The organism is Pseudoxanthomonas sacheonensis (assembly GCF_031455975.1).
Taxonomy (GTDB): domain Bacteria; phylum Pseudomonadota; class Gammaproteobacteria; order Xanthomonadales; family Xanthomonadaceae; genus Pseudoxanthomonas_A; species Pseudoxanthomonas_A sacheonensis_A.
The window spans coordinates 65750-90738 of record NZ_JAVDTT010000004.1 but is presented as its reverse complement, the minus strand read 5'-3'; the positions used below and the strand labels follow the sequence as shown (position 1 = coordinate 90738).

The window sequence follows — 24989 nt, the reverse complement described above, 5'->3', positions numbered from 1 at the left end:
ACTCTGGGCCGGGATGGATTGTGACGAGTGAGCGCGAGAACGTGCTGCACAGTTGGTGCGTGCAGTCGGAATGGCGGGCGCCGACCATTGTCGGCGGCCAGGGCGCACGCCTGCGTGACGAGGCGGGACGCGAATACCTGGACATGAGCAGTCTGGCCGAATGCAGCAATCTCGGTCACCAACATCCGCATGTCGTTGCGGCCATCCGCGCACAGGCCGAACACCTGTGTTTCGTGACTTCGGCCTGGGGTGCGCAGCCGCGCGCGGATCTGGCCGAGATGCTGTTGGAGAAATCCGGCTTCGACGGCGGCCGCGTGTTCTTTACCCTGGGCGGCGCCGACGCCAACGAGCACGCGGTCAAGTTCGCGCGCCAGGCGCGCCGTTTGCCGCGCGGCATGGTGATCGCCCGCGACCGTTCCTATCATGGCGCCAGCTATGCGGGCATGGCCTTGTCGGGCGACTCGCGCACGCGCCTGCAAGTCGATCCCGAAGCCTTCCATGTATTGCATGTTCCGCCGCCGTACGCCTATCGCTGCCCCTTCGGCAGCGACAGCGACGAACAATGCGGCGCGCGCGCCGTCGCCGCGGTTGCCGAAACCGTCGACCAGCACGGTGCGCAGAACATCGCCGCGGTGATGATGGAACCCAACGCCGGCACCAACGGCATCGTCGCGCCCGACAACTATTGGCCAGGGCTGTGGGAGCTGACCCGCGAATGCGGCATCCCGCTGATCGCCGACGAAGTGATGAGCGGCTTCGGCCGTTGCGGCGAATGGTTCGCCTGGCAGCGTCATGGCGATGCCGCCAGGCCGGATCTGATGACCCTGGCGAAAGGCCTGACCGGCGCGCACCTGCCGCTCGGCGCGGTAGTCGTGTCCGCGGGCATCGCCGCATTGTTGGAGCACGAAATGCTCTACACCGGCCTGACCTACTGCGGTCACCCGTTGTCCTGCGCCGCCGGCGTGGCGGCGCTGCAGGCCTATGAGGACGAGAAGCTGATCGAGCGCTCGCGCGTGCTCGGCGGGCGGATGTTCGCGTCGTTGCGGCACATGCAGTCGCGCCATCCGGCGATCGGCGACGTGCGTGGCGGCCATGGCTTGTTCGCGGTGATAGAACTGGTTTCCGATCGCGCCAGCCGCACCCCGTTGGCCCCGTGGCCGCAGATGGCGCCGCCGCTGAAAGCGCTGCTGGACGAAGCGCTTGCGCAGGGCGTGTCGTTCGCCGCACGCGGCAATCTGATCCTCCTGGCGCCGCCACTGGTGATCGCCGAGGACGAACTGGCCGACGCGCTGGACCTGCTGGACCGCCTGATCGGCGCGATGACGAATGTGGTGGCGGAGCCCGCATGAGCTACAAGCTGACCTACGCGACGATGTTCGATCCGCCGGCGGACCTGCACGTCCGCTTCGATGCCGCGTTGGCCGGGATCGAAGCGGGACTGGGCGCAGCGCATACCCTTCATATCGATGGAAAGGATTGCGCGGGCGCCGATTCGGAGCAACGCCGCAGTCCTATCGACCAGCGTCGGGTACTGGGCCAATTCGCCCTGGCGAACGTGGCGCAAGCCAATCAGGCGATGGAAGCGGCGCAGGCCGCCTTCGCCGGCTGGCGCGCGACCTCCTTGGCCGAGCGCGTACGCCTGCTCAAGCGCGTCGCCGCGCTGATCGAGGAACGCGTCTACTCCATCGCGGCCGCGCTGACCCTGGAAGTCGGCAAGAACCGCATGGAAGCCTTGGGCGAAGTGCAGGAGACGGCGGACTTCTTCCGCCACTACGCCGAGGATTTCGAACGCCAGCAAGGCTACGACCACGTGTTGCCGGACGATCCGCTGCCGGGTTTCCGTTCGCGCAACCGCAGCGTGATGCGGCCCTACGGCGTCTGGGTGGTGATCGCGCCGTTCAATTTCCCGTTCGCCCTGGCCGGCGGCCCGGTCGCCGCGGCCTTGGTCACCGGCAATACCGTGGTGTTCAAGAGCGCCAGCGATACGCCCTGGTCGGGCCGCCTGCTGGCCGACTGTCTGCGCGACGCCGGATTTCCGCCGGGTGCTTTCAATTACCTCAATGGCAATGGCAGCGAGATCGGGCAGACGCTAGTCGATCATCCGCGTACCGCCGGCGTTACTTTCACCGGTTCCTTCGATGTGGGCATGCGCATCTATCGGGCGATGGCCGCTGGCGCCTATCCACGGCCGTGCATCGCCGAAATGGGCGGAAAGAACGCCTGCGTGGTCACCGCAAACGCGGATCTGGAACGCGCTGCCACCGGCATCGTGCGTTCGGCGTTCGGCATGGGTGGGCAGAAATGCTCGGCGCTTTCGCGCGTCTACGCGGACGCAACGATCGCCGATGCGCTGATCGAGAACCTGCTGGCGAAAATACAGGCGCTGCGCATCGGCGATCCCAGCTTGAAAGAGAACTGGCTGGGACCGGTCGCCACCCCCAACGCACTGACGAACTACGGGCGCTATTCGACCCTGCTCGCGCAGTACGGCGGACGGGTGCTGGCCGGCGCGCGGCGCCTCGACGACGGCGAGCTGGCCCACGGCTATTTCGTCGCACCGACCCTGGTCGAAGCGCCGGCCGATCACCCCTTGTTCCGCGAAGAGATGTTCTTGCCCATCGTCATGCTGTGCCGGGTGAAGGATCGCGAGGAAGCGCTGCGGCTGGCCAACGACTCTCCGCTGGGTCTGACCGCCGGCTGCTATGGCAGCGACGACGATCTGGAGTATTTTTTCGAACATATCGAAGCCGGCGTCACCTACGCCAACCGGCCGCAGGGCGCCACCACCGGGGCATGGCCGGGCTACCAGCCATTCGGTGGCTGGAAGGGTTCCGGCTCCACCGGCAAGGCCATCGCATCGTTCTATTACCTGGCGCAGTACCTGCGGGAACAATCGCGCACGGTGGTGGAATGAGCGCGCGCTTCCTCACCCTGGCCGACGCGATCGCCGAGCACGTGCACGACGGCGCCTGCGTCGCGCTGGAAGGGTTCACCCATCTCATTCCCTTCGCCGCCGGCCACGAGATCATCCGCCAGCGCCGCCACGATCTGCACCTGGTGCGGATGACGCCGGATCTCATCTACGACCAGATGATCGGCATGGGCTGCGCGCGCAAGCTGACTTTCTCCTGGGGCGGCAATCCCGGGGTCGGCTCCCTGCACCGCCTGCGCGATGCGGTGGAGCAGCGCTGGCCCGCACCGCTGCAGTTGGACGAACACAGTCACGCCGGCATGGCGGCCGCCTATTGCGCCGGTGCGGCGCGATTGCCGTTCGGCGTGCTGCGCGGCTATCTGGATACCGACCTGCCGGCGCACAATCCCGGCATCCGCAGCGTGCAGTGTCCGTACACCGGAGAAACGCTGGCCGCGGTGCCGGCGATCAACCCGGATGTGACCATCCTGCATGCGCAATGCGCCGATCGCCAGGGCAACATCGCCCTGCACGGCATCGTCGGCGCGGCGCGCGAAGCGGCGCTGGCGGCCAAGACGCTGGTGGTCACGGTGGAGGAACTGGTCGAGAATCTCGCCCCCGCCATGAACGCCATCCTGCTGCCTCATTGGATCGTGAGCGCGGTCGCGCACTGCCCTGGCGGCGCCTATCCGTCCTATGCGCAGGGTCATTACGAACGCGACAACGCTTTCTATCTGCATTGGGACGCCATCTCGCGCGACCGCGAAAGCTTCCTGGCATGGATGGACGCGCACGTGCTGCGCAGCGCCGACCACCGCGATTTCCTCGGCGGCCTGTTGGAAGACGCGGCATGACCGCCTGCACGCGCGAAGAATGGATGACGATCGCCGCCTCGCGGTTGCTGTGGGATGGTTGTGTCTGCTTCGTCGGTATCGGCTTGCCCAGCGCCGCCTGCAACCTGGCCCGCCTCACTCATGCGCCGGAGATCGTGCTGATCTACGAGTCGGGCACTCTCGGCACGCGTCCCGACGTGCTGCCGCTGTCCATCGGCGACGGCGAACTCGCCCGTACCGCCGCCTGCGTGGTCCCGCTGCCGGAAATCTTCAGCTACTACCTGCAGGCCGGACGCGTGGACGTGGGTTTTCTGGGCGCGGCGCAGATCGATCGCTACGGCAATCTCAACAGCACCGTGATCGGTTCCTACGACGTGCCGCATGCGCGCCTGCCCGGCGCCGGGGGCGCACCGGAAATAGCCGCCCACGCCAGGCAGACCTTCGTCATGCTGAAAGCTTCGCCGCGCAGCTTCGTGACCAGCCTGGATTTCCGCACCACCGCCGGCTATCTGCAGGGCTCGGGCGCGCGGGCGCGGAGCGGCGCTCCGGGACGCGGGCCGTGTTCGGTGATCACCGACTTCGGCATGCTGGCGCCGCATCCGCAGACACAGGAATTGCAGTTGTGCGCTTTGTTCTGCGGAGTGCATGTGGAGGAAGCCCGCGCCGCTGTGGGCTGGCCGCTGGCGCTGGCCGACCATGTCGGCATCATCGATGCGCCCGAGGTCAGGGAACTGGAGATCCTGCGCGATCTGCATGCGCGGACGCGGGCCGCGCATGCGCAGCCCGTCGCGCTTCCCTTGTAGTAATGCGCTGCCGCAAACGCGATCCCACGAACCGATCCAGAGACCTTCCATGAGCCATCCGCACCTCAAGACCGCGCTTCCCGGCCCCAAGGCCAGCGCCATGATCGCGCGCGACGCGGAAGTCATTTCCCCTTCCTATCCGCGCGACTATCCGTTCGTGATGTCGCATGGACGGGGCACCCAGGTCTGGGACGTGGACGGCAACCGCTTCCTCGATTTCGCCGCGGGCATCGCGGTATGCGCCACCGGGCACGCGCATCCGCAGGTAGTGAGCGCAGTGAAAGCGGCGGCGGACGATTTCCTGCATATCTCCAGCGACTACTGGCACGAAGGCATGACCACTCTGGGCGAGCGCCTGGCCGCCATCGCGCCCATGCGGACGATTGCCGACGAACCCGCGATGAGCTTCCTGTGCCAGTCCGGCACCGAAGCGGTGGAAGGCGCATTGAAACTGGCGCGCTATGTGACCCGGCGTCCGCGCTTCATCGGCTTTCTGGGCGGCTTCCATGGCCGCACCATGGGTTCGCTGTCTTTCACTTCCAGCAAATACACCCAGCAACTCGGCTTCGCACCGACCATGCCGGGCGTCACCCATGTGCCCTACCCCAATCCTTACCGCCCGCTGTTCGCCGGCGACGACCAGGGCAAGGCCGTGCTCGATTATTTGCGCATGCTGTTCGAGCGCAACGTGCCCGCCGCCGAAGTCGCGGCCATCCTGGTGGAACCGCTGCAGGGCGAAGGTGGCTACGTGGTTCCGCCGGACGGATTCCTGGCCGGCCTGCGCGCGTTGTGCGATGAGCACGGCATCCTGTTGATCTTCGATGAAGTGCAATCGGGCGTCGGACGCACCGGCAAGATGTTCGCCTGCGAACACGCTGGCGTGGCGCCCGACATCATGACCCTGGCCAAAGGCCTGGGCTCAGGCCTTCCCATCGGCGCGGTGGTAGCCAGGAAATCGTTGATGTCGCAGTGGAAACGGGGCGCCCACGGCAATACCTATGGCGGCAATCCGCTGGCCTGCGCGGCCGCCAATGCGACGCTGGACCTGGTCCGTGGCGGACTGATGGACAACGCGGCGACCGTCGGTGCGCGCTTCATGGCCAGGTTGCGCGAACTGGCGCAGTCGTATCCCTGTATCGGCGAAGTGCGCGGCCAGGGACTGATGATCGGCATGGAGCTGATCGAGGACGATGGTGCGAAGACGCCCGCACGCAACCTCTGCGACGACATCGTCACCCGCGCCTTCCACAACGGCCTGCTGCTGCTTTCCTGCGGCGCGAGCACGGTGCGGTTCATGCCGCCGTTGAACGTGAGTGCGGAAGAAGTCGACGAGGCGATAGAGATGCTCAGGAAAAGCATTGATGAATCCCTAAAATCTGGCGCTTGACCTATGCAGACTGCGCATGGCCCAGATTCGGTTCGGCTACTGCCTCTCAATCCGTTCGTGGTGAGCTTGTCGAACCACGCTTTTCGCGGCCAGGATGGACAATCATGATTCGCCGGCATCGCGCCAAGAGCGTGGTTCGACAAGCTCACCACGAACGGAATACAAAGACGCGTCACAAACGTAGTTTGTCGCTTATCGCGCTGATTGTTCTTCCCGCGCTTGCCTACCCCGCTGTTTCGCTGCCGCACGACAACCGCTTTCTTCCTTCCGACCTGGCGCGGCTGGCCGACGTGGCCGAACCGGAATTCGCGCCCGACGGGCAAACGCTGGTCTATACGGTCAGTACCGCCAATCCGGCCGAGGACAAGGCCCAGTCCGATCTGTGGCGCGTAGGTTTCGATGGCGGCGGCAGAACCCAACTGACCCACACCCCCGACAGCAGCGAATCGCGTCCGCAATGGTCGGCGGACGGACGGCAGATCGCCTTCCTCTCCGATCAAAAGCTCAAAAAAGAAAAAGAGAAAGAGAATGCGATCACGCAGGTCTGGACGATTCCTGCGCAAGGCGGCAGCGCGCGCAGGCTCACCGCCTTCGCCGATGGCGTGGAAGATTTCGTCTGGTCGCCGGACGGCAAACGGCTTGCGGTGATCGCGCTCGATCCGGAGTTTCCCACAGGAACGCCCAAGCCGAAGAACCCGCCGCCGATCGTCACCGAGCGCTACCAGTTCAAGGAAGACGGCGCCGATTACCTGGGTTCGCGGCGCAAGCATCTGTATCTGTTGGACATCGCCAGCGGCGAGGTCCAGCAACTGACTTCAGGTGCGCACGACGAGCAGCTTCCCGCGTGGTCGCCGGATGGACAACTGATCGCCTATGTCAGCAAGCGCGGAAACGACCCGGACCGTCACCTCAACTTCGATCTCTACGTCATCGAACCCAGGGCCGGGGCCAGCGAGCGCCAGGTCACCACGTTCCCAGGCTCCGACCTCGATCCCTACTGGGAAACCCGGCCGGCGTGGAGTCCCGACAGCACACGCATCGCCTACCTGCAAAGCGGCGAGGACAAGTGGATCTATTACGCGCCTTGGCAGCTCGCCGTCGTGGACGTGGCCACCGGCCAGGCTACGATTCCGGCGCCGATCGACCGCTGCTTCTACAAGCCGCGCTGGTCCGCGGACGGAAAGAGCGTCTATGCGCTGATAGAGCAAAGCCTGGTCACCCATCTCTCGCGCATCGACCTGGCCGACGGCAAGGTCACCGAACTGACCCACGGCGACCGCTTCGACTACGACCTGGACGTCGCCGCCAACGATCGCATCGTGGTGCTCGGCGGCGACGATCATCATCCCTATGAGATCTCGGCATTGGAGGGCGACGGTCTTCGCGCGTTGGGGAAACACAACGAATGGCTGGCGCAGAAGCAACTGGCCGAGGTGGAGAAGATCGGCTTCAAGAATGACGACGGCGACACGATCGAAGGCATGTTGGTCAAGCCGGTCGGTTACCAGAGCGGCAAGCGCTACCCCACCCTGCTGCGCCTCCACGGCGGTCCGGTGTACGAATACAGCCACGAATTCATGGCCGACTGGCAGGTCTATGCGGCGCATGGCTACGCCGTCGTCGCGCTTAATCCACGCGGCAGTTCCGGCAAGGGCTTCGATTTCGCGAAAGAGATCTATGCCGACTGGGGCAACAAGGACGTGCAGGACGTGCTGGCCGGCGTGGACCACGTGATCAAGATGGGTATCGCCGACCCGGAACGCCTGGGTATCGGCGGCTGGAGCTACGGTTCCATCCTGACCAACGCCGTAATCGCGCGCGACGCCCGCTTCAAGGCGGCGGTCAGCGGCGCGGGCGCATCCAACATGTACGCCATGTACGGCCATGACCAGTACATCCGCGAATACGAGCTTGAGCTGGGCACACCCTGGAACAATCGCAAGCTGTACGATCAAGCCAGTTATCCGTTCCTGCATGCCGACCGCATCAAGACACCGACCTTGTTCCAGTGCGCGGAGAAGGACTTCAACGTGCCGTGTCTGGGTGCCGAGCAGATGTACCAGGCGCTGCGCTCGTTGAATGTGCCCACGCAGCTGGTGATCTATCCCGGCGAGAATCACGGCCTGACCGTGCCTAGCTACCTGCGCGACCGGCTGGAGCGGAATCTGGCGTGGTACGACAAGTACCTGAAGCCTTGATCCACATAATGTACGACTTAAGCAAGATCAATAATCTTTGTCATCCCGAACGCAGTGAGGGATCTGTTTGTCTGCGGCCGGACAAAAGCAAAAGCAGATCCCTCACTGCGTTCGGGATGACAAATTTATATTCTGCTGTGAACTCATTCCGTGGCGTGTACCTTCTGAATCACTTCAACCGCCCCACCGATTCAAGATGCGGGATCGCATCGACGCGCCCGTCGTTGTCCTGCATATCGCACGTGGCAGCGGACGCCGGCGCGCAGAACGCGCACAATGCGGCTGCGGCGGGGGAACGGATCATGCGACGCCCCGCAAACAGAGCCGGGCGGCAATGATGCTTACAACCACGGGAGGACGCGATGCGGGCAGTTGATGCGGCAAAGAAACTGGAGCTGGCGAGCGCCTTGCCGGCGCGCTATTACTTCGGCGAGGACATGCTGGCGATGGAACATCGCTCGGTGTTCGCACGCAGCTGGCAACTGGTGGCGCGCCACGATCAGCTGGCCGAGCTGGGCGACCATGTGGTCGAGAAGATCGGTGAAGTTCCCGTGATCGTGATCCGCGGACAGGACGGCGTGCTGCGCGCCTTCCCCAATGTCTGCCGCCATCGCGCCGGCCCGCTGGCGCTGTGCAACGGCAAGGGCGCGCGCGCCTTGCATTGCAAGTACCACGGCTGGACCTACACGCTGGAAGGCCAGCTGCGCAGCGCGCCGGAAATGCAGGCCGCCGCCGACTTCAACGTGGCCGACATCCGCCTGCCGCCGTTGCGCGTGCACGAATGGCAGGGTCTGGTGTTCGTGGCCCTGAGCGACGACGTGCCGGCCTTCGAAGAAGTCTATGGCGGCATCGTCGAACGGATCGCCCCGATCGACCTGTCGGCGATGCGCTACCTGCGCCGGGATTCCTACGACATAGACTGCAATTGGAAGGTCTACATCGACAATTTCCTGGAAGGCTACCACCTGCCGCACGTGCATCCCGGCCTGTCCAAGGTGTTGGACTACCGCGCCTACGGCACCGAGATCTTTCCGTGGTATTCGCTGCAATCCTCGCCGCTGCGCGATGGCGGCGAGTTCTATGGCGAAGGCGAGGCGTTCTACTACCACGTCTATCCCAACGTGATGCTCAACATCATGCCGGGGCGCTTGCAGACCAACCGCATCCTGCCGCTGGGTCCGGGACGCTGCCGCGTGGAGTTCGACTATTACTACGCGCAGGACGACAAAGCCATGTCGCGCATCGCCGCCGACCAGGCCTTCAGCGACGAAGTGCAGATCGAGGACGTGACCATCTGCGAAGCGGTGCAGAAAGGGCTGGCCTCCGGTTTCTACGAAGCCGGCCGGCTTTGCCCCAAACGCGAAAGCGGCGTCTGGCATTTTCAGAATCTGTTGCGCGCGGCCTATGCCGACGACGCTGGAGCATCCGCATGACCCTTCGCGCTTCCCTGTTGGTAGCCGCATTCTCGCTTTGCGCATTCGCTGCCGATGCGGGCTGCGCGGAACATACCGTCGTCCGCGCCGGACATCTGCTGGAGGTCGAGACGGGAAAAGTGCTGACGGACCAGGCCATCGGCATCGAAGACGGAAAGATCGTTTCCATAACGCCCTGGAACGCCGCTGCCGCCGGCACGCAGGTTCTCGACTGGTCGGCCTACACCGTCGTTCCCGGCTTGATGGACATGCACACCCACCTGGCCGACGAAGGCCAGTCCGCCGATCCCGCCACGCCGCTGAAAAGCAATCCCGGGCGCGACGCCTTCATCGGCGCGAAGAATGCGCGGGACACGCTGCGCGCCGGCTTCACCACCGTGCGCGACGTCGGCGTATTCCGCGGCCTGGCCGACGTGACCCTGCGCGATGCGATCAATGCGGGCCTGGTGCCGGGACCGCGCATGTTCGTGGCCGGCGCCTACATCACCATCAGCGGCGGCGGCGGCGAGATCACCGGTCTGCCTGCGGGAACGGTGGTGCCGCCTGAATTCCGTCTGGGCGTCTCCAACAACGAACAGGAGATCCGCGAGCACGTCGATTATCTGCTGGACCATGGCGCCGACTTCATCAAAGTCATCGCCACCGGCGCGGTGCTGGCGGCGGGCACGGAACCGGGCCAATCGGAATACACCGAAGCCCAGATCCGCGCGGCGGTCGAGGAAGCGAAGAAACACGGCACCTTCGTCGCCGCTCATGCCCATGGCGCCGAGGGCATCAAGCGCGCGGTGCGCGCGGGTGTCCGTTCGATCGAACACGGCTCGCTGATGGACGACGAATCCATCGCTCTGATGAAGCGGTATGGGACCTGGCTGGACGCGGACATCTACAACGGCGACTACATCGATACTGTCGGCCGCCAGGCCGGCTGGTCCGAGGAGATCATGCGCAAGAACCTGGAAACCACCGATGCGCAGCGCCAAGGGTTCAGAAAAGCGGTCAAGGCCGGCGTCAACATTTCCTACGGCACCGATGCCGGGGTCTATCCGCACGGCGACAACGCGCGCCAGTTCGCCTACATGGTGAAGTACGGAATGACCCCGCTGCAGGCGATCCAGTCGGCGACGATCGGTTCGGCCACCTTGCTTGGAAAGGAGAAGGAGCTGGGCTCGATTACCGTGGGCAAGTTCGCGGATTTGGTCGCGGTGGAATGCGATCCGCTGCGGGACGTGGAATGCCTGCGCGAGGTGCGTGGAGTAGTGAAGGCTGGACAACTGGTGTCGATGGATTGAGTTTCGGCGAACGAAGATGACCACTATTCGCTTCGCTGAACGCACCACCTCTCCCCTTGTGGGAGAGGTCGACGCGCCTTGCGCGGCGGGAGAGGGGTCGCCGAAGTCGGTGACACTTGGGCGTTCATTCTCTGTCCGAAGCCGAACTGGCGAGGTTGCGGCGTTAGATCCGTCCCCTTGCTCCAATGCAGACGTTCTCCGGCAACCCCTCATCCGGCGCTACGCGCCACCTTCTCCCACAAGGGGAGAAGGGAACAATCCATCCTCTCCTTGCATGGCCAGCGCATCGCAACCCGGAGCAGCATGAACGATACCAAGAAGATCGGCTTCTGGACCTGCACCGCACTGGTAGTAGGCAACACCATCGGCATGGGCATCTTCCTGTTGCCAGCCTCGCTGGCGCCCTACGGCTACAACGCGATGATCGGCTGGGGCATCACCGTCGTCGGTTGCATTGCGCTGGCGCGGGTGTTCGCGCGGCTGGCGCGCGAACTGGCGCATGCCGACGGCCCTTATGGTTATGTGCGCAGCACCCTGGGTGACTTGCCCGCCTATATCGCGCTGTGGTGCTACTGGGTTTCGGTATGGATCACCAATGCGGCGCTGGCCACCGGTGTGGTCGCCTACATCACCGCGGTCGTTCCGGAACTCGGACAACTGCAACCTTCGCTGTTCGCGCTCGGCCTGCTGTGGACGTTCGTTGCCATCAACTTGTTCGGCGTGCGCACCGGCGGCGGCGTGCAGATCGTGACCACGACCCTGAAGCTGCTGCCGATGCTGGCCATCGCCCTGCTGGGCGCCTGGATGCTGCTCAGGTCGCCGCAGGCTTACGTGGCGCATCTGCCCACCAAACCGATCGCGCTAAGCGATGCGATGGCGGCTTCGACCATCGCCCTGTTCGCGATGCTGGGCATAGAGTCGGCCACGGTGCCGGCGGCCAAGGTCGAGAATCCGGGGCGCACGATTCCGCGCGCGACCATCGTCGGCACCTTGCTCACCGCGATGATCTACCTCATCGTCTCGACGGTGCCGCTGCTGCTGATTCCCTCGCAGGAACTGGCAGCCGCGCCCGCCCCGTTCGCGCTGCTGATGGACCGATTCGTCGGCGATGGCTTCGGGCGCTGGCTGGCCTTGTTCGTGGTGATCAGCGGCCTGGGTGCGCTGAATGGCTGGACCTTGCTGGTCGGCGAGCTGACCCGCACCATGGCCGACAACGGCGTGCTGCCCACGTTTCTGTCGCGCAATAACCGCCGCGGCGCGCCGGCATTCGCCCTGCTGGTCACCGCTGCGCTGGCCAGCATCATGATCTTGATGAGTTACAGCAAATCGCTGGTGTCGGGCTTCACCTTCCTCAGCACGGTGGTGACCGCCGCCAATCTTCCGTTGTACCTGTGCTGCTCGCTCGCCTTGGGCATTTTGTGGTGGCGCGGCAAGAAGATGACTGGTCAAGGCATTCGCGACATGCTGGTGATCGCGATCATGGGAACGGCCTACGTGTTGTTCGCCTTCGTCGGGCTGGGTCACGAGCCTTTCCTGCTGGCGTTGGGACTGGGGGCCGCCGGCCTCCCCCTCTATCTCTTCATGCGCCTGCGCCCGAAAACGGTCTGAACCATGGCCCGCGATCCACGCTACGACCTGCTGTTCACGCCGGTGCGGATCGGCCCGGTGACCGCCAAGAACCGTTTCTTCCAGGTGCCGCATTGCAACGGCATGGGCCACGCCATGCCGCTGGCGCATGCGGCGATGCGCGAGGTGAAGGCCGAAGGCGGCTGGGCGGTGATCTCGACCGAAGAATGCGAGATCCACCCCAGCAGCGACCTGACCCCGTACGTCGAAGCGCGCCTGTGGGACGACCGCGACATTCCCGCGCTGGCGCTGATGAGCGACAAAGTGCACGCGCACGGCGCGCTGGCGGCGCTGGAGTTGTCGCATAACGGGCCGACCGCTTCCAATCTGTATTCGCGCGAAGTGCTGATAGCCCCTTCGCACCAGCCCACCAAGTACGGCTACCCGGCGCAGGCGCGGGCCATGGACCTGCACGACATCCGCGAATACCGTCGCTGGCACCGCGAGGCGGCCATCCGCGGCAAACGCGCGGGCATGGACATCATCTACGTCTACGCCGGGCACGACCTGTCGCTGGCGATGCATTTCCTGCAACGCCGCCGCAACCAGCGCACCGACGAGTACGGCGGTTCGCTGGAGAACCGCGTGCGCCTGTTGCGCGAAGTGCTGCAGGACACGAAGGACGCGGTCGGCGATACCTGCGGCGTCGCCCTCCGTTTCGCCACCGAAGAGTTGCTTGGACCCGGCGGCATGGAGTTGAACGAAGCGCGCGACATCGTGGGCATGCTGGCGGAGATTCCGGATCTGTGGGACGTGAACGTCGCCGCCTGGTACAACGATTCCCTGCCCTCCCGCTTCGCGGCCGAAGGGGCGCAAGAGCCCTTCATCGATTTCGTCAAGAAGACCACCAGCAAGCCGGTGGTCGGCGTGGGCCGTTTCACTTCGCCCGACACCATGGTCTCGCAGATCAAGCGCGGGGTGCTGGACCTGATCGGCGCCGCACGCCCGTCCATCGCCGATCCCTTCCTGCCGAAGAAGATCGAGGAAGGCCGTATCGACGACATCCGCGAGTGCATCGGCTGCAATATCTGCGTGTCGGGCGACATGACCGTGTCGCCGATCCGCTGCACGCAGAATCCGACCATGGGCGAAGAGTGGCGCAAGGACTGGCATCCGGAGAAGATCCCCGTACGTCGATCCGAATCGCGCGTGCTGGTGGTCGGTGCCGGACCGGCCGGTCTTGAAGCCGCGCGCGCACTGGGACAGCGCGGCTACGAGGTGAATGTGGCCGAAGCACGCAAGGAACTCGGCGGCCGCGTCACCCGCGAATCACGACTGCCCGGCCTGTCCGAGTGGGCGCGCGTACGCGACTGGCGCGTGAGCCAGATCGGCAAGCTGCAGAACGTGAGCGTCTATCAGGATTCGCAACTGACGGCGCAGGACGTTCTCGACTTCGGCGCCGAGCACGTGGTGCTGGCCACCGGCTGCCACTGGCGCCGCGATGGCTATGGGCGCAGCAACGGATTGGGGATCGCAGGCTTCGCCGATAGCGACCGCATCTTCACGCCCGACGACATCATGGACGGCCGCCTGCCGCAGGGCCGGGTGGTCATTTTCGACGACGACTATTTCTATCTGGGCAGCGTGATCGCCGAAGCGCTACGCAAACACGGCTGCGAGGTGGTCTACCTCACCGCCGACGACACCATCGCCTCGTGGAGCGTGCATACGCTGGACTACCGGCATATCCAGGTCCGTATGGCGGAACTCGAGGTCGACCAGGTGGTGTCGCACAACATCGTCGGTCTCGAGGGTACGACGCTGTCGCTCGAACACGTCTGGAGCGGAAAGCCGCGCACGCTGGAATGCGATGCGGTGGTCGCTATCACCGCGCGCCTGCCCGACGACGCGCTCTACCAGTCGCTGCTGTCGCGCCAGCAAGAATGGACCGACGCCGGCATCCGCTCCGCGCGCTGCATCGGCGATGCGCTGGCCCCGGGGCTCATCGCGCATGCGGTCTATGAAGGCCATCGTTATGCGCGCGAACTGGATGCGGATCCGACCGGCGACGTCGTGTTCAAGCGCCACTTCCATACGGACTAGCCGACCACCGCGGCCAATAGCGGACATCGGCACAACCCTCAGCCAAGTCCATGCGCTTCGCTGGCAGCCTCTTCGATCTTCACCGCGGTACCGCTGACCCAGATACCCGTGCGCATGTCCTGGGGCACGGATACGGTGAGCCGGCTGGGGCGGCCCATGTCCTCGCCCTGATGGATAGTGAAGGTCCGCTGGGCAGGCAATGCGTCGCGGGCTGCGAGGTAGGCGCCGAGCGCCGCCGCGGCGGCTCCGGTGGCAGGATCCTCCACCACGCCGCCAGGAGGAAACGGATTGCGGGCGTGGAACGTCGCCGCGCTTTCGCGCCACACCAGATTCAACGTCGTCCAGTTGCGCCGTGCCATGAGCTCGGCGAGCGCATCGAAGGCATAGTCCAACTGCGCCAGGCGCGCCCGCGTGGCCACGGCGATGACCGGATGCCAAGCCCCCGCATACGCGATGGCGGGCGGCAGCGCCGGGTCGAGTTCGTCGCTGCGCCAATGCAGCGCGGCCAGGATCAGATCGAGATCGCCCGCATCGAGCGCTGCCACCTGCGGTTCGACGCTGATCAGCGTAGCCGCCAACGTGTCGTCGACGCAGACCCGCACCCGCCCGGCCCGTGTGTGCAGCACCCTTTCGCCAAGGCCGTTGCGCTCGGCGTGCGCCACGATCGCCGCAATGGTGGCGTGCCCGCAAAAACTGACTTCCGCGCGCGGGCTGAAGTAGCGGACATCGAATTCGCCGTCCGCTCGCGGCAGCAGGAAGGCGGTCTCGGAGTAGCCCACTTGAGCGGCGATACGCTGCATCTCGGCTTCCGGGATGCCGCGCGCATCGAGCACCACGCCGGCCGGGTTGCCGCCTGCCGGATCGGCGGTGAAGGCGCTGTAACGCAGAACGACGGGGTTCATCGGGCCTCCTCGGCCAACGCGCTGCGGAGGGGCGGGTCCAGCCGCACCACCAGATAGCGCAGGAAAAACTGCGTCAGCGGACCGACACCAAGCGCGAACACCACCGTGCCGACACCGACGATGCCGCCCAGCAACACACCGATGACCAGCACCGTGATCTCGATGACGGTACGGACCCAGCGGATGGACCATCCGGTCCGGCGCGCTAGCCCGGTCATCAGGCCGTCGCGCGGCCCCGGCCCCAACTGGGCGCCAACGTACAGGGCCGTGGCAAACGCGCAGACCACCACGCCGCCCAGCAGGTAGGCCCACCGCAGCAGCAGGCTATCCGGCGTGGCGAGCAGGGTCAGATTGAGGTCCGCGAACGGACCCAGCAAGAGGGTGTTGGCCACCGTGCCCAGGCCCGGCATCTGACGCAGAGGAACCCAGGCCAGCAGGACACCAACCGCCGTGACAATCATGATCGTGCCGAAGGACAACGGCACGTGCAGCGAAACGCCCAGGTGGAAGATGTCCCACGGCGAGGCGCCGACGGCGCCCTCGATCATCAACGCGATGGCCAGGCCGTAAAGCCACAGGCCGACCAGGAGCCGCAGCAGGCGTTCCGGAAGTCGCCCGGCCTTGAGTTGCGTGAGGGGACCCAGATTGGCCAGGCCGGAAAGGGAAGTGGTTGTTTTCATGCCGCCACGATCGCGTCAATTGGCTCTTTTATATAGAGCCAATCGTGCGATAGTGGCCTCATGAACCGATCCCTGGCCCCAGATCGCCTCGCCGCGCTCGTCGGCGACTTCAATCGTTCGCCTGCCTATCGCGGCCTGCGTCAAGCGCTACAGGAACTGATCGGCGATGGACGGATCCCCGTCGGCACCCGCCTTCCCAGCGAACGTGCCGTCACCGAAGCGCTCGGCGTTTCCCGCAACACGGTTACCCGCGCGTACGCGGACCTGATCGCGGCCGGCTTCGCCGCCGCCCGGCAGGGATCGGGGACCTATGCGGCCGCCCCGTTGGATCGCCGACGCGCGCATGACCATGCCCTGCACTCCTTGGGCGCGACGCAGTCGTTCGAAGGTGCGATTGACCTGAACTGCGCGGCCGGCGCGGCGACGCCGGGAGTCGCCGCGGCGTACGAGCGCGCCCTCGCCGCCCTGCCTGCCTATCTGGCCAGCGACGGCTACCTGCCGTCGGGATTGCCAGGGCTACGGACCCTCATCGCCGAGTCGTATGTGCGACGTGGGCTGCCCACGACCGCCGAACAGATCGTGATCACCTCCGGCGCACTGTCGGGCATCGCCATCATCGCCCGCGCACTCTCCCGTCCCGGCGACCGCGTCATGATCGAGTCGCCGGTTTACTCCAATGCGATCGAGGCTCTGCGGCTCGGCGGCGGCCGCTTGATCAGCTCGCCGTTGTCGGATGCGCTGGGTGACGAAGGCTGGGATATGGACGGCATCGAAGCCACCTTGCGGCAGACCTCGCCGCATCTTGCGTATCTGATTCCCGATTTCCAAAACCCCACCGGCTTTCTGATGAGCGACGCTGCCCGGGCGCGATACGCCGACGCGCTGCGGGCGGCGCGGACCATCGCCATCGTCGACGAGACGCTGCAGCCGACTCGTCTGTCCGACGATCCGATGCCCGCTCCCTTCGCCGCCTATGCGCCCGACGCCATCACCGTCGGCAGCGCATCGAAGATGTACTGGGGCGGCTTGCGCGTGGGATGGATCAGGGCCCCGCATCACCTTGTCAGCCGCATCATCGCGGCACGCGTGCAGATCGACCTGGGCAGCTCGCTGTTCGATCAATTGGTGGCCACCGAATTGCTCGGCGCCGTCGACCTCCTCGCTACCCGGCGCGACCAGTTGCGGCAACGCCGCGATGCACTGGCACGGGCTTTGCGCGAGCACCTGCCAAGCTGGCGCTTCAGGCTGCCGGACGGCGGCCTGACGCTATGGATGCAGATGCCCCATGGCAGCGCGACGCGACTGGCTGCCGATATGGAACGCGCGGGCGTGTATCTGGCTCCCGGCCCTGTCTTCAGCGTTGAAGGCGGATCCGACAGCTGGCTGCGGATTCCGTACGCCAAGCCGGAGGAGGAGTTGGTGCAGGCCGTCAGGCGCATCGCCGACGCCTGGCCAGCCGGCCCGCTCGAATCGAGGAACCGCCGCGAGACATCGAGGTTCCTGATTGCTTAATCCAGCCGGTGCGCATTCGGACGCATCGCCAAGGGCGGCCCGAACAGAGGATCGCCGGACCAGCCGCCTACCGGTCGCACGCGGACTCCACTTCGAAACCTCGAGCGGAATCAGCCGAAGCCAAATCAACAAGACATCATTAATGGCACCCGCAGGGCGGGTTTGTTTGCGGAGCGTTGGCGGTTAGCGGCCCACCAACCCCGCCAGGTGCGGCGGATAGCGATCGCCCTCGACCTTGATGCTCGATAGGGCGGTCTCGATTTCGCGGAGTTCATCGGCTGTCAGCTGCACTTCCGCTCCGCCCACGTTCTCCTTCAGGCGATGCAGCTTGGTGGTGCCCGGAATCGGAACGATCCACGGCTTGCAGGCCAACAGCCAGGCGAGCGCGATCTGCGCTGGCGTCACCTCTTTTTCCTTGGCGATCTGCCCGATAAGGTCCACAAGAGCTTGGTTGGCCTTGCGGGATTCTGTAGAGAAACGCGGAACGACGTTGCGGAAGTCGGAACTGTCGAAGGTCGTGTCCGCGCTGATGGCGCCGGTCAGGAAGCCTTTGCCCAAAGGACTGAAGGGCACGAAGCCGATGCCGAGTTCCTCTAGCGTCGGCAGGATTTCCTCCTCCGGTTGCCGCCACCACAGGGAGTATTCGCTTTGCACCGCCGTGATCGGCTGGACCGCATGGGCACGCCGGATGGTCTGCGCACCGGGCTCGGACAGGCCGAAGTGCCGGACCTTGCCTTCGGCGATCAATTCCTTGACTGCGCCTGCCACGTCTTCGATCGGCACGTTCGGATCGACCCGGTGCTGGTAGAACAAATCGATAAAGTCGGTTTTCAGTCGCTTGAGCGATGCTTCGGCGACCTGCTTGATATGCTCCGGTCGACTATCCAGGCCGCGTTGTTTGCCATCGGCCGGATCGATATCGAAACCGAACTTGGTGGCGATGACCACCTGCTCGCGGAATGGAGTGAGGGCTTCGCCCACGAGTTCTTCGTTCGCGAAAGGACCATAGACCTCGGCCGTGTCGAAAAAGGTGACGCCCAGTTCGTAGGCGGAACGGATAAGGTCGATCGCTTGCTGCTTGTCGGTCGCCGGTCCGTAGCCGTAGCTCAGACCCATGCATCCGAGTCCGAGGGCCGAGACTTCCAGGCCGCTGTTGCCCAAGGCGCGCTTTTTCATTTCTTTGCTCCTGTCGGATCAGGGAACAAGTCTGGCTCGGCGCTCCTGACTTGATTAGACAGGACAATTCGAATGGACTTATGCTTCCTGCTCATCAATTCGGTCGATCGATCCGATGGCGCGCGAGAACTACAACGACTTGCTCGCGTTTCTCGCGGTAGCTCGCGAGCGCAGCTTCACCCGCGCCGCAGCGCAACTCGGCGTGTCGCAGTCCGCTCTCAGCCACACCATCCACTCGCTCGAAAAACGGCTGGGCCTGCGCCTTCTTACCCGCACCACCCGCAACGTTTCCCCCACCGAAGCAGGCGAGCGCCTGTCGCGCGAACTCGGGCCGCACTTCCAGGACATCGATGTGGCCGTGGCCGCGCTGGGAGAACTGCGCGACAAGCCCAGCGGCACCATACGGATCACCACCAGCGAACACGCCGCCATCACCCTGCTATGGCCAGTGCTGGAAAAATTCCTGCCGGAGTACCCGGATGTCAGCGTCGAAGTGGTCACCGATGCGAGGCTGACCGACATCGTGGCCGAACGCTTCGACGCCGGGATCCGCCTGGGCGAATCGATAGCCAAGGACATGGTGGCCGTGCCGATCGGGCCACCGATGCGCCTGGTAGTGGTCGGCACGCCCGCCTATCTGGATTCGCGGCCTGCGGTCGGGACGCCGCGCGACCTTACCCATCACGACTGCATCAACATCCGCTTCCTGACCCATGGCGGGCTGTATACGTGGGAGTTCGAGAAAGGCGATTCCGTGCTCAATGTGCGGGTCGAAGGACGCCTCACCTTCAACGGCATCGCGCAGATCCTCACCGCCGTGCGCGCCGGCTTCGGGCTTGCCTACCTGCCGGAGGATATGGTCGAAGCCGACATCGCGGCCGGAAGATTGCGACAAGTGCTGGACGACTGGTGTCCGCTGTTTGCCGGCTACCACCTCTACTATCCCAGCCGCCGCCAGCACTCGCCGGCGTTTTCCCTGCTGGTCGACGCTCTGCGTTATCGGGCATGACCTACTACGGACAGATCTAGTTCGTCTGTGGTCGCCTAAGGTCTGCCGTCGTTTCGATACGCAGAAGTCGCAGACCGAACAAGGCACTGGTTCGCCGTTCGGCGGCGGCGACCAACTTGATCGTGACGCCTCGCCGAACAGCGGCTTGAGCGAGGTCCTCAGGCAACGCGATCTTGCGCTCGACGAACGCGTCCTTCGCATCGCCCTGCAGCCTGATCGTCGTCAGGCGACGTCCCTCGACCAACAGATCGAAGCCCCCGTTGTGGTCTCCGCCGTAGAAGCTAAGCATCAGCTCGAGGCCGGTCGTTGGATCGGTGCCGTCCCGTGCTTTCAGCCGATAGGAAATCCACTTGCCGGTATCGCGCCAGTGGCGCCCCATGCGGGTGCCGGTGCTGCTGCCCTCGCCCTGATACTGATGGTCGATCTCGGGCTGCTGTTCGCCAGGAACCACCTGGTCCAGAGTGCGGTCCTCCAGCGCCTGTCGCTGACGTTCGTCGGCCTCGATCTGGCGGACCACGGCGGGATAAGCGGAGGCAGTGGCGGTACGCCAGTACACGACGTAGCGCGCGTCATGCACACGGAACAGCGGCTCCAACTGGAGTGCGTTGAACGCGGTAGGTCGGATCAGTCCACCGGCCTCGAAGGTGAGCGGGCGTCCCGGTACCGGCCTGATCCGCGTAGCCAGCGCTTTCCGATCGCCGACCAGCATCGGCGCACGGTCCAATGGCAGGTACGGGCCCGGGGCGACGTGGCTACCGCGGCCATCGTCGGCGATCAATCCGTCCAGGTTCTCGGTACCGGTGCGGGCGGCCAGCACGATCGGGCCATGCATCAATGCCACGTAGTCCGAACCGTCCGGCAATCCTTCGGCGCGGGTACGCATGGGCAAGTCGATCTCGACGGTATCCCCGTTGACCCACTCGCGCTCGATGCTGGCATAAGAGGAAGGCGTCGACTGCAGCGGCCAGTGCTTGCCGTTGACGCGTACGTTGAACGGTCCTTCCAACCAGTGCGGGTGGCGCAGACGCAGGCGGAAGCGTTGCGGCTTGCGCAGCTGCAAGGACAACCGGCTCGATTCCTCGTCCGGGAAACGCGTGTCCTGGCGCAATACCAAGTTGCGCTCGCGCCATTGCAATTGTGAAGCCATGTACAAGTTGACGGTCAGCGAGTGCGCGTCATGGGCGTAGGCGAACGAACCATGGCGACCGTGGTTCTCGATGCCGGTGCCGACGCAGCACCAGAAGCATTCCTGCGGTTGCGAATAGACCCGGTAATGGCGTGGACGGATCGGGGTGAAGTAGACCAGGCCACCGTGCTGCGGATGCTGGCTGGAGAGAATGTGGTTGAAAAGCGTGCGCTCGTAGAAATCGGCGTAGCGCGGCTGCGGATCCAGCCGATACAGCTGCGTGCTCAGCCGCAACATGTTGTAGCTGTTGCAAGTCTCAGGCCCTTCCGGCGATCCCACCATCGCGCTGAAGTCGCCGACGGGATTGAAATGCTCGCGCACGCTGTTGCCGCCGAAGGCGATGCTGCGCCGCCGGGTGACCGTCTCCCAGAAGAAGGCGGCCGCGTCGATCCAGGCCTGATCGTTGTCCAGTTCGCCGATGCGGGCAAAGCCGATGACTTTGGGAATCTGGGTATTGGCATGCAGACCGTCCAGCGTGTCTTCGCGGCGCAGCAGCGGCTCGAGCAGGGCGCGATGGGAGAAGCGCCGGGCCAAGGCCAGATAGCGCCGGTCGCCGGTGATGGCGTAGACGTCGGCCAGCACCTCGTTCATGCCGCCATGTTCGGTGGCGAGCAGCGCCTGCATCCGCGGTTCGTCGAGTCCGGCCACCAGGCGATCGGCCCAACCGGCGAAGGCGATCAGCATCTCGCGGGCCTGGCGGTTGCCCGCATAGAGCCAGGCATCGCGTAGGCCGGCGAACATCTTGTGCAGGTTGTAGAACGGCACCCAGGCATTGCCCAGCGAAAAAGAGCTGGCATCGACCGTGCCCGCCGCGACGCTATTCCACAACTCGCGACCATTCGGGACGGCGCCCACATAACCGTCGCCGTTGGCCTGCTGGCAAGCGGCCAGTTCCGCCACCATGTAGTCGAGTCGTCGACGCAGTTCGTCGTCGCCCTGAGCGGTTTCCTGGGCCAAGGCCGACAAGTAGTGCCCGGCCGTATGCCCGTCCAGACCCATCGACTCCCAGTTGGGGTACTTGGATGCGCGCGGCGCCAACGCCGCTTCGATCCGATAAGGCGCGACCAAGCGGTCCACCGCCAGCGCGGCCAGATAGCGACGATTGAGCGCATGGGAGTGGGCGAACACGCCTTCGCCGAGATGGATATCGGCAAGCGCGAACATGCGGGTAGCGCCGGTTCCGACGGTGGCGGCGCTACTAGCCCATGCAAGACGCGGCACGGCCGCGGCCAAGGCCAGGGATTTGACGAAGCTGCGTCGACTGAGTCCGTTGGCGTAGTCGATGCTCATGAGGGATCGATGTGCAATGGACGGTGACGAGGCGACATCGTCACGGCTTTGACGTCGACGAGCCAGTGCTGGGAGTGAGACGGAACAGACGCGCGCCGTGCGCTGCGACCTGCGGCTTGAAAGTGCCGCTAACCGGCTTCAACTGCGCATGGCTCCACAGGTCCCGCACCTGCACCTGTCCTTGCAGTCCGAGCGTGGCCAGCTCTACCGGAATCGGGCGAGTGCCGGCTGCTGCTGCGGCAGCATCGCGGGTATCGAACACCGCCAAGTATTTGGACCTTCCGTCCGCCGCATCGGCGACCCAGGCGATCAGTCCGTCGTCGGTGCGGAACAGCTGGCGGTTGTGCGCGCTGTGTTGATTGACGGCGAGCACCTCGTCGTTGTTGAGCAAGGACAGCGTGAACGGATCGGTACGGGTCATGTCGCCGCCGTGGATCAGCGGCGAGCGCGCGATGCTCCACAAGGTCATCAGCGTGATCTGCTCGTCGCGGGTGAACTTGGTTGGGCGGTCGAACGCGACGATGCCCAGCGGCAACATGTCCGCATCCGGCCAAGCGCCGGCGATCCGGTACGGCGTCCAGTCGTGCAAGCGCTTGAACTGAGCCAGCAGCAAGTCCCAGCGATCCCAGAAATCGTCGCTGATCCGCCACATGTTGGCATGCTGGTTGACGTGCGCGCCGGCGGACAAAGCAGTCTCGCCCGGCGAGGTGCTGAACACGATGGGCCGGCCGGTCTTGTCGATCGCCTTGCGGATGGCCTCGATTTCGGCCCGGTTTTGATCGTAAGGGCGACTGAGGTCATCGACTTTGACGAAGTCCACGCCCCAATCGGCCAGCTGTTGCATCAGCGAATCGTAGTAGGCCTGCGCACACGGTTTGGACATGTCCACGCCATACATGTCCGGATTCCAGGTGCAGATGCTATTGATATCGGCGATGTCCGCGGCGCGCAGGTCAGTGCCCAGGATCGGCGTGTTCCGCTTGACCGCCTGGCGCGGAATGCCGCGCATCATGTGAATGCCGAACTTCAGCCCCTTGCCATGCACGTAGTCGGCCAGCGGCTTGAAGCCCTGGTCGCCGGCGGCCGAGGGAAACTTCTCCGGCGCCGGCACCAGGCGGCTGAAGCCGTCCATGGTCAGGATGGCGCCTTCTTCGTAACTGTGACCCTTGGAGGTGGGCTGGTACCACTGGATATCCACCGTGATGTATTGCCAGCCGTGCGCCTTGAGCTTGGCCGCCATGAAGTCGGCCTGCTGCTTGATCTGCGTTTCGGTCACCGTGGTGCCGAAGGCATCCCAGCTATTCCAGCCCATCGGTGGCGTGGCGGCCCATTGATGGAAATCGTTCGCTGGCGGCGCGGCGATTGCCGCGACAGTCGCCACGGACAGACTGCCGGTGAGCAGCAAGATGCTTAGACGTCGCAGAAAGTTCGATTGACGCATGGACCACTCCCGTACCTCTGGGCGGCCCGGACAGCAGCCACGGAAGACGCGTTGGGCCGCGTCCTGTGGGCAGGTTAGGACGGACGGCGACCGTGGGTCCAATGAAAAGATTGGCCGCTGCCATGCCAAGCTGACATGGATCTTGCGGTAACGCGAGTACGTCGGCGAGGCGGCGATCGAACGAATCGACTGCCCCATCACCAGGGCTCGCAAGGTCTCTTCACGTTCCAGCCAGTCACCTCTGCAGCGGATTGCCGGACCGGCGCGGTGCCGATGACTTTTTCTTCCTTTTCTCATCGCTGGTTCTAGCCGCAGCTCCCAACAACAAGCGACGGAACGTCGGGCATTCCAAGTGGCTGGGCGCGGGGCAGACGGCGGCGTGCCGCAAGCCATCGCGCATGGCGCCCAATCTGCGAATCGTCTCGTCCAGTTCCTTCGCCTTGGTTGCGAGCGTGTCACGATCGATCTGCGGACCGCCATTGGGCGCGAACATGCGCCCGATTTCATCGAGCGAGAAACCGGCAGCTCGCCCCAGTGCGATCAACGCCAGCCGTTCCAGCACGCCGGCGTCGAACAGGCGACGAAGGCCACGCCTGCCGACCGAGACGATCAAGCCTTTTTCGTCATAGAAACGAAGCGTCGAGGCGGGAACCCCGGACCGTTTCGCTACCTCGGCAATGTCCACCTCCCACCCCTTGACCTCAAGTCGACTTGAAGTGGCACTGTGTTGCCTGTGCCGGCTAAAGGCAAGCGATTGGAGGCGGTCTTGGTCTATTCGATATGCACCCTTCTCATCGGAGCGATGGCGACGATGGCGGTGGATCTTTGGGCGATCGCGCGCAGGCGCCTGTTCGACATCCCTCCACCGGACTATGCGCTGGTGGGCCGCTGGCTGGCCCATATGCCGCGAGGGCGCTTTCGCCATGATTCCATCAAGGCCGCGCTACCCGTGAAGGGCGAAGCTCTCATCGGCTGGACTGCGCACTACCTGATCGGCATTGCGTTTGCGGCGGTGCTGCTTGGCCTCTGTGGGCTCGCATGGATTCGTCACCCCTCGATCGGCCCCGCGCTAGCCGTGGGGATCGGCACCATCGCGGCGCCGTTTCTCGCGATGCAACCGGGCATGGGCGCCGGCATCGCCGGAAGCCGCACCCCGCGCCCTGCCGCCACTCGATTTCAAAGCCTCGTCACCCACACGATTTTCGGCCTCGGCCTCTACGCAGCGGGCTGGATTGTCGGTTCGCTATGCGCGCCATGATCGCGGTCCATC

20 protein-coding genes are annotated in these 24989 nt (G+C 64.8%); 13 read left to right on the top strand and 7 right to left on the bottom strand.

All coding sequences use genetic code 11. The features are described 5' to 3' along the window. Positions 1-20: 20 nt before the first annotated feature. The 6 genes from J2W94_RS14945 to J2W94_RS14920 all read left to right on the top strand — a co-directional run bounded on the left by J2W94_RS14945 (position 21) and on the right by J2W94_RS14920 (position 8132). Positions 21-1349, top strand: a complete 1329-nt coding sequence (locus J2W94_RS14945; RefSeq protein WP_310095115.1) for an aminotransferase class III-fold pyridoxal phosphate-dependent enzyme — start codon at positions 21-23, stop codon at positions 1347-1349. Then, positions 1346-2914 carry an aldehyde dehydrogenase family protein gene (locus tag J2W94_RS14940; protein WP_310095111.1) on the top strand — a complete coding sequence of 523 codons (1569 nt, stop codon included), beginning with the start codon at positions 1346-1348 and terminating at the stop codon, positions 2912-2914. The genes J2W94_RS14945 and J2W94_RS14940 overlap by 4 nt, the downstream gene beginning before the upstream one ends. Next, a complete protein-coding gene (locus J2W94_RS14935; RefSeq protein WP_310095108.1) occupies positions 2911-3765 on the top strand; it encodes a CoA transferase subunit A in 855 nt (284 codons plus the stop codon). Before J2W94_RS14940 ends, J2W94_RS14935 begins: the two co-directional genes overlap by 4 nt. Continuing rightward, positions 3762-4547, top strand: a complete 786-nt coding sequence (locus tag J2W94_RS14930) for a CoA-transferase subunit beta (RefSeq protein WP_310095105.1) — start codon at positions 3762-3764, stop codon at positions 4545-4547. Before J2W94_RS14935 ends, J2W94_RS14930 begins: the two co-directional genes overlap by 4 nt. A gap of 49 nt (positions 4548-4596) precedes the next feature. Further along, positions 4597-5934, top strand: coding sequence for an acetyl ornithine aminotransferase family protein (locus J2W94_RS14925; RefSeq protein ID WP_310095102.1), 1338 nt, complete (start codon positions 4597-4599; stop codon positions 5932-5934). Between the two features lie 185 nt (positions 5935-6119). Beyond that, positions 6120-8132, top strand: coding sequence for a S9 family peptidase (locus J2W94_RS14920; RefSeq protein WP_310095100.1), 2013 nt, complete (start codon positions 6120-6122; stop codon positions 8130-8132). 169 nt (positions 8133-8301) lie between these two features. Here the strand turns inward: J2W94_RS14920 and J2W94_RS14915 are convergent, their stop codons facing one another. Beyond that, positions 8302-8436, bottom strand: a complete 135-nt coding sequence (locus J2W94_RS14915; RefSeq protein ID WP_310095097.1) for a hypothetical protein — start codon at positions 8434-8436, stop codon at positions 8302-8304. 58 nt (positions 8437-8494) lie between these two features. Here J2W94_RS14915 and J2W94_RS14910 point away from each other — a divergent pair, with 58 nt between their 5' ends. The 4 genes from J2W94_RS14910 (at position 8495) to J2W94_RS14895 (ending at position 14523) form a co-directional block, all read left to right on the top strand. Further along, positions 8495-9565 carry an aromatic ring-hydroxylating oxygenase subunit alpha gene (locus J2W94_RS14910; RefSeq protein ID WP_310095094.1) on the top strand — a complete coding sequence of 357 codons (1071 nt, stop codon included), beginning with the start codon at positions 8495-8497 and terminating at the stop codon, positions 9563-9565. Next, positions 9562-10854 (top strand): metal-dependent hydrolase family protein, encoded by a 1293-nt coding sequence (locus tag J2W94_RS14905; RefSeq protein ID WP_310095091.1) that lies wholly within the window; start codon positions 9562-9564, stop codon positions 10852-10854. The genes J2W94_RS14910 and J2W94_RS14905 overlap by 4 nt, the downstream gene beginning before the upstream one ends. Before the next feature lie 303 nt (positions 10855-11157). Beyond that, complete coding sequence (locus tag J2W94_RS14900) at positions 11158-12462, top strand: APC family permease (RefSeq protein ID WP_310095088.1); 1305 nt, start codon at positions 11158-11160, stop codon at positions 12460-12462. 3 nt (positions 12463-12465) lie between these two features. Beyond that, positions 12466-14523: an FAD-dependent oxidoreductase gene (locus tag J2W94_RS14895; protein WP_310095085.1), complete on the top strand. Its 2058-nt coding sequence runs from the start codon at positions 12466-12468 to the stop codon at positions 14521-14523. A gap of 38 nt (positions 14524-14561) precedes the next feature. On the opposite strand, the gene J2W94_RS14890 is transcribed toward J2W94_RS14895, so the two are convergent. Continuing rightward, entirely contained in the window at positions 14562-15425 is an 864-nt protein-coding gene (locus J2W94_RS14890) for a PhzF family phenazine biosynthesis protein (protein ID WP_310095083.1), read from the bottom strand. Then, positions 15422-16105, bottom strand: a complete 684-nt coding sequence (locus tag J2W94_RS14885; RefSeq protein ID WP_310095081.1) for a YczE/YyaS/YitT family protein — start codon at positions 16103-16105, stop codon at positions 15422-15424. The genes J2W94_RS14890 and J2W94_RS14885 overlap by 4 nt, the downstream gene beginning before the upstream one ends. Before the next feature lie 60 nt (positions 16106-16165). On the opposite strand from J2W94_RS14885, the gene J2W94_RS14880 reads away from it, so the two are divergent. After that, positions 16166-17617 carry a PLP-dependent aminotransferase family protein gene (locus tag J2W94_RS14880; protein WP_310095078.1) on the top strand — a complete coding sequence of 484 codons (1452 nt, stop codon included), beginning with the start codon at positions 16166-16168 and terminating at the stop codon, positions 17615-17617. A gap of 183 nt (positions 17618-17800) precedes the next feature. On the opposite strand, the gene J2W94_RS14875 is transcribed toward J2W94_RS14880, so the two are convergent. Further along, on the bottom strand, positions 17801-18793 hold the full coding sequence (locus tag J2W94_RS14875) for an aldo/keto reductase (RefSeq protein WP_310095074.1): 993 nt from the start codon (positions 18791-18793) through the stop codon (positions 17801-17803). Positions 18794-18908: 115 nt separating this feature from the next. Here J2W94_RS14875 and J2W94_RS14870 point away from each other — a divergent pair, with 115 nt between their 5' ends. Continuing rightward, on the top strand, positions 18909-19802 hold the full coding sequence (locus J2W94_RS14870) for a LysR family transcriptional regulator (protein ID WP_310095071.1): 894 nt from the start codon (positions 18909-18911) through the stop codon (positions 19800-19802). A gap of 16 nt (positions 19803-19818) precedes the next feature. Here J2W94_RS14870 and J2W94_RS14865 read toward each other — a convergent pair whose 3' ends face one another. From J2W94_RS14865 to J2W94_RS14855, 3 genes are all read right to left on the bottom strand, one after another. After that, a complete protein-coding gene (locus J2W94_RS14865; RefSeq protein ID WP_310095069.1) occupies positions 19819-22278 on the bottom strand; it encodes a glycoside hydrolase family 127 protein in 2460 nt (819 codons plus the stop codon). 40 nt (positions 22279-22318) lie between these two features. Further along, a complete protein-coding gene (locus J2W94_RS14860) occupies positions 22319-23719 on the bottom strand; it encodes a glycoside hydrolase family 27 protein (protein ID WP_310095067.1) in 1401 nt (466 codons plus the stop codon). A 235-nt stretch (positions 23720-23954) separates the two neighbouring features. Then, complete coding sequence (locus J2W94_RS14855) at positions 23955-24404, bottom strand: helix-turn-helix domain-containing protein (RefSeq protein WP_310095064.1); 450 nt, start codon at positions 24402-24404, stop codon at positions 23955-23957. Between the two features lie 81 nt (positions 24405-24485). On the opposite strand from J2W94_RS14855, the gene J2W94_RS14850 reads away from it, so the two are divergent. Then, the gene (locus tag J2W94_RS14850) at positions 24486-24977 is read left to right on the top strand and encodes a DUF2938 domain-containing protein (protein ID WP_310095061.1); all 492 of its coding nucleotides are present in this window, start codon (positions 24486-24488) and stop codon (positions 24975-24977) included. Positions 24978-24989: the final 12 nt, after the last annotated feature.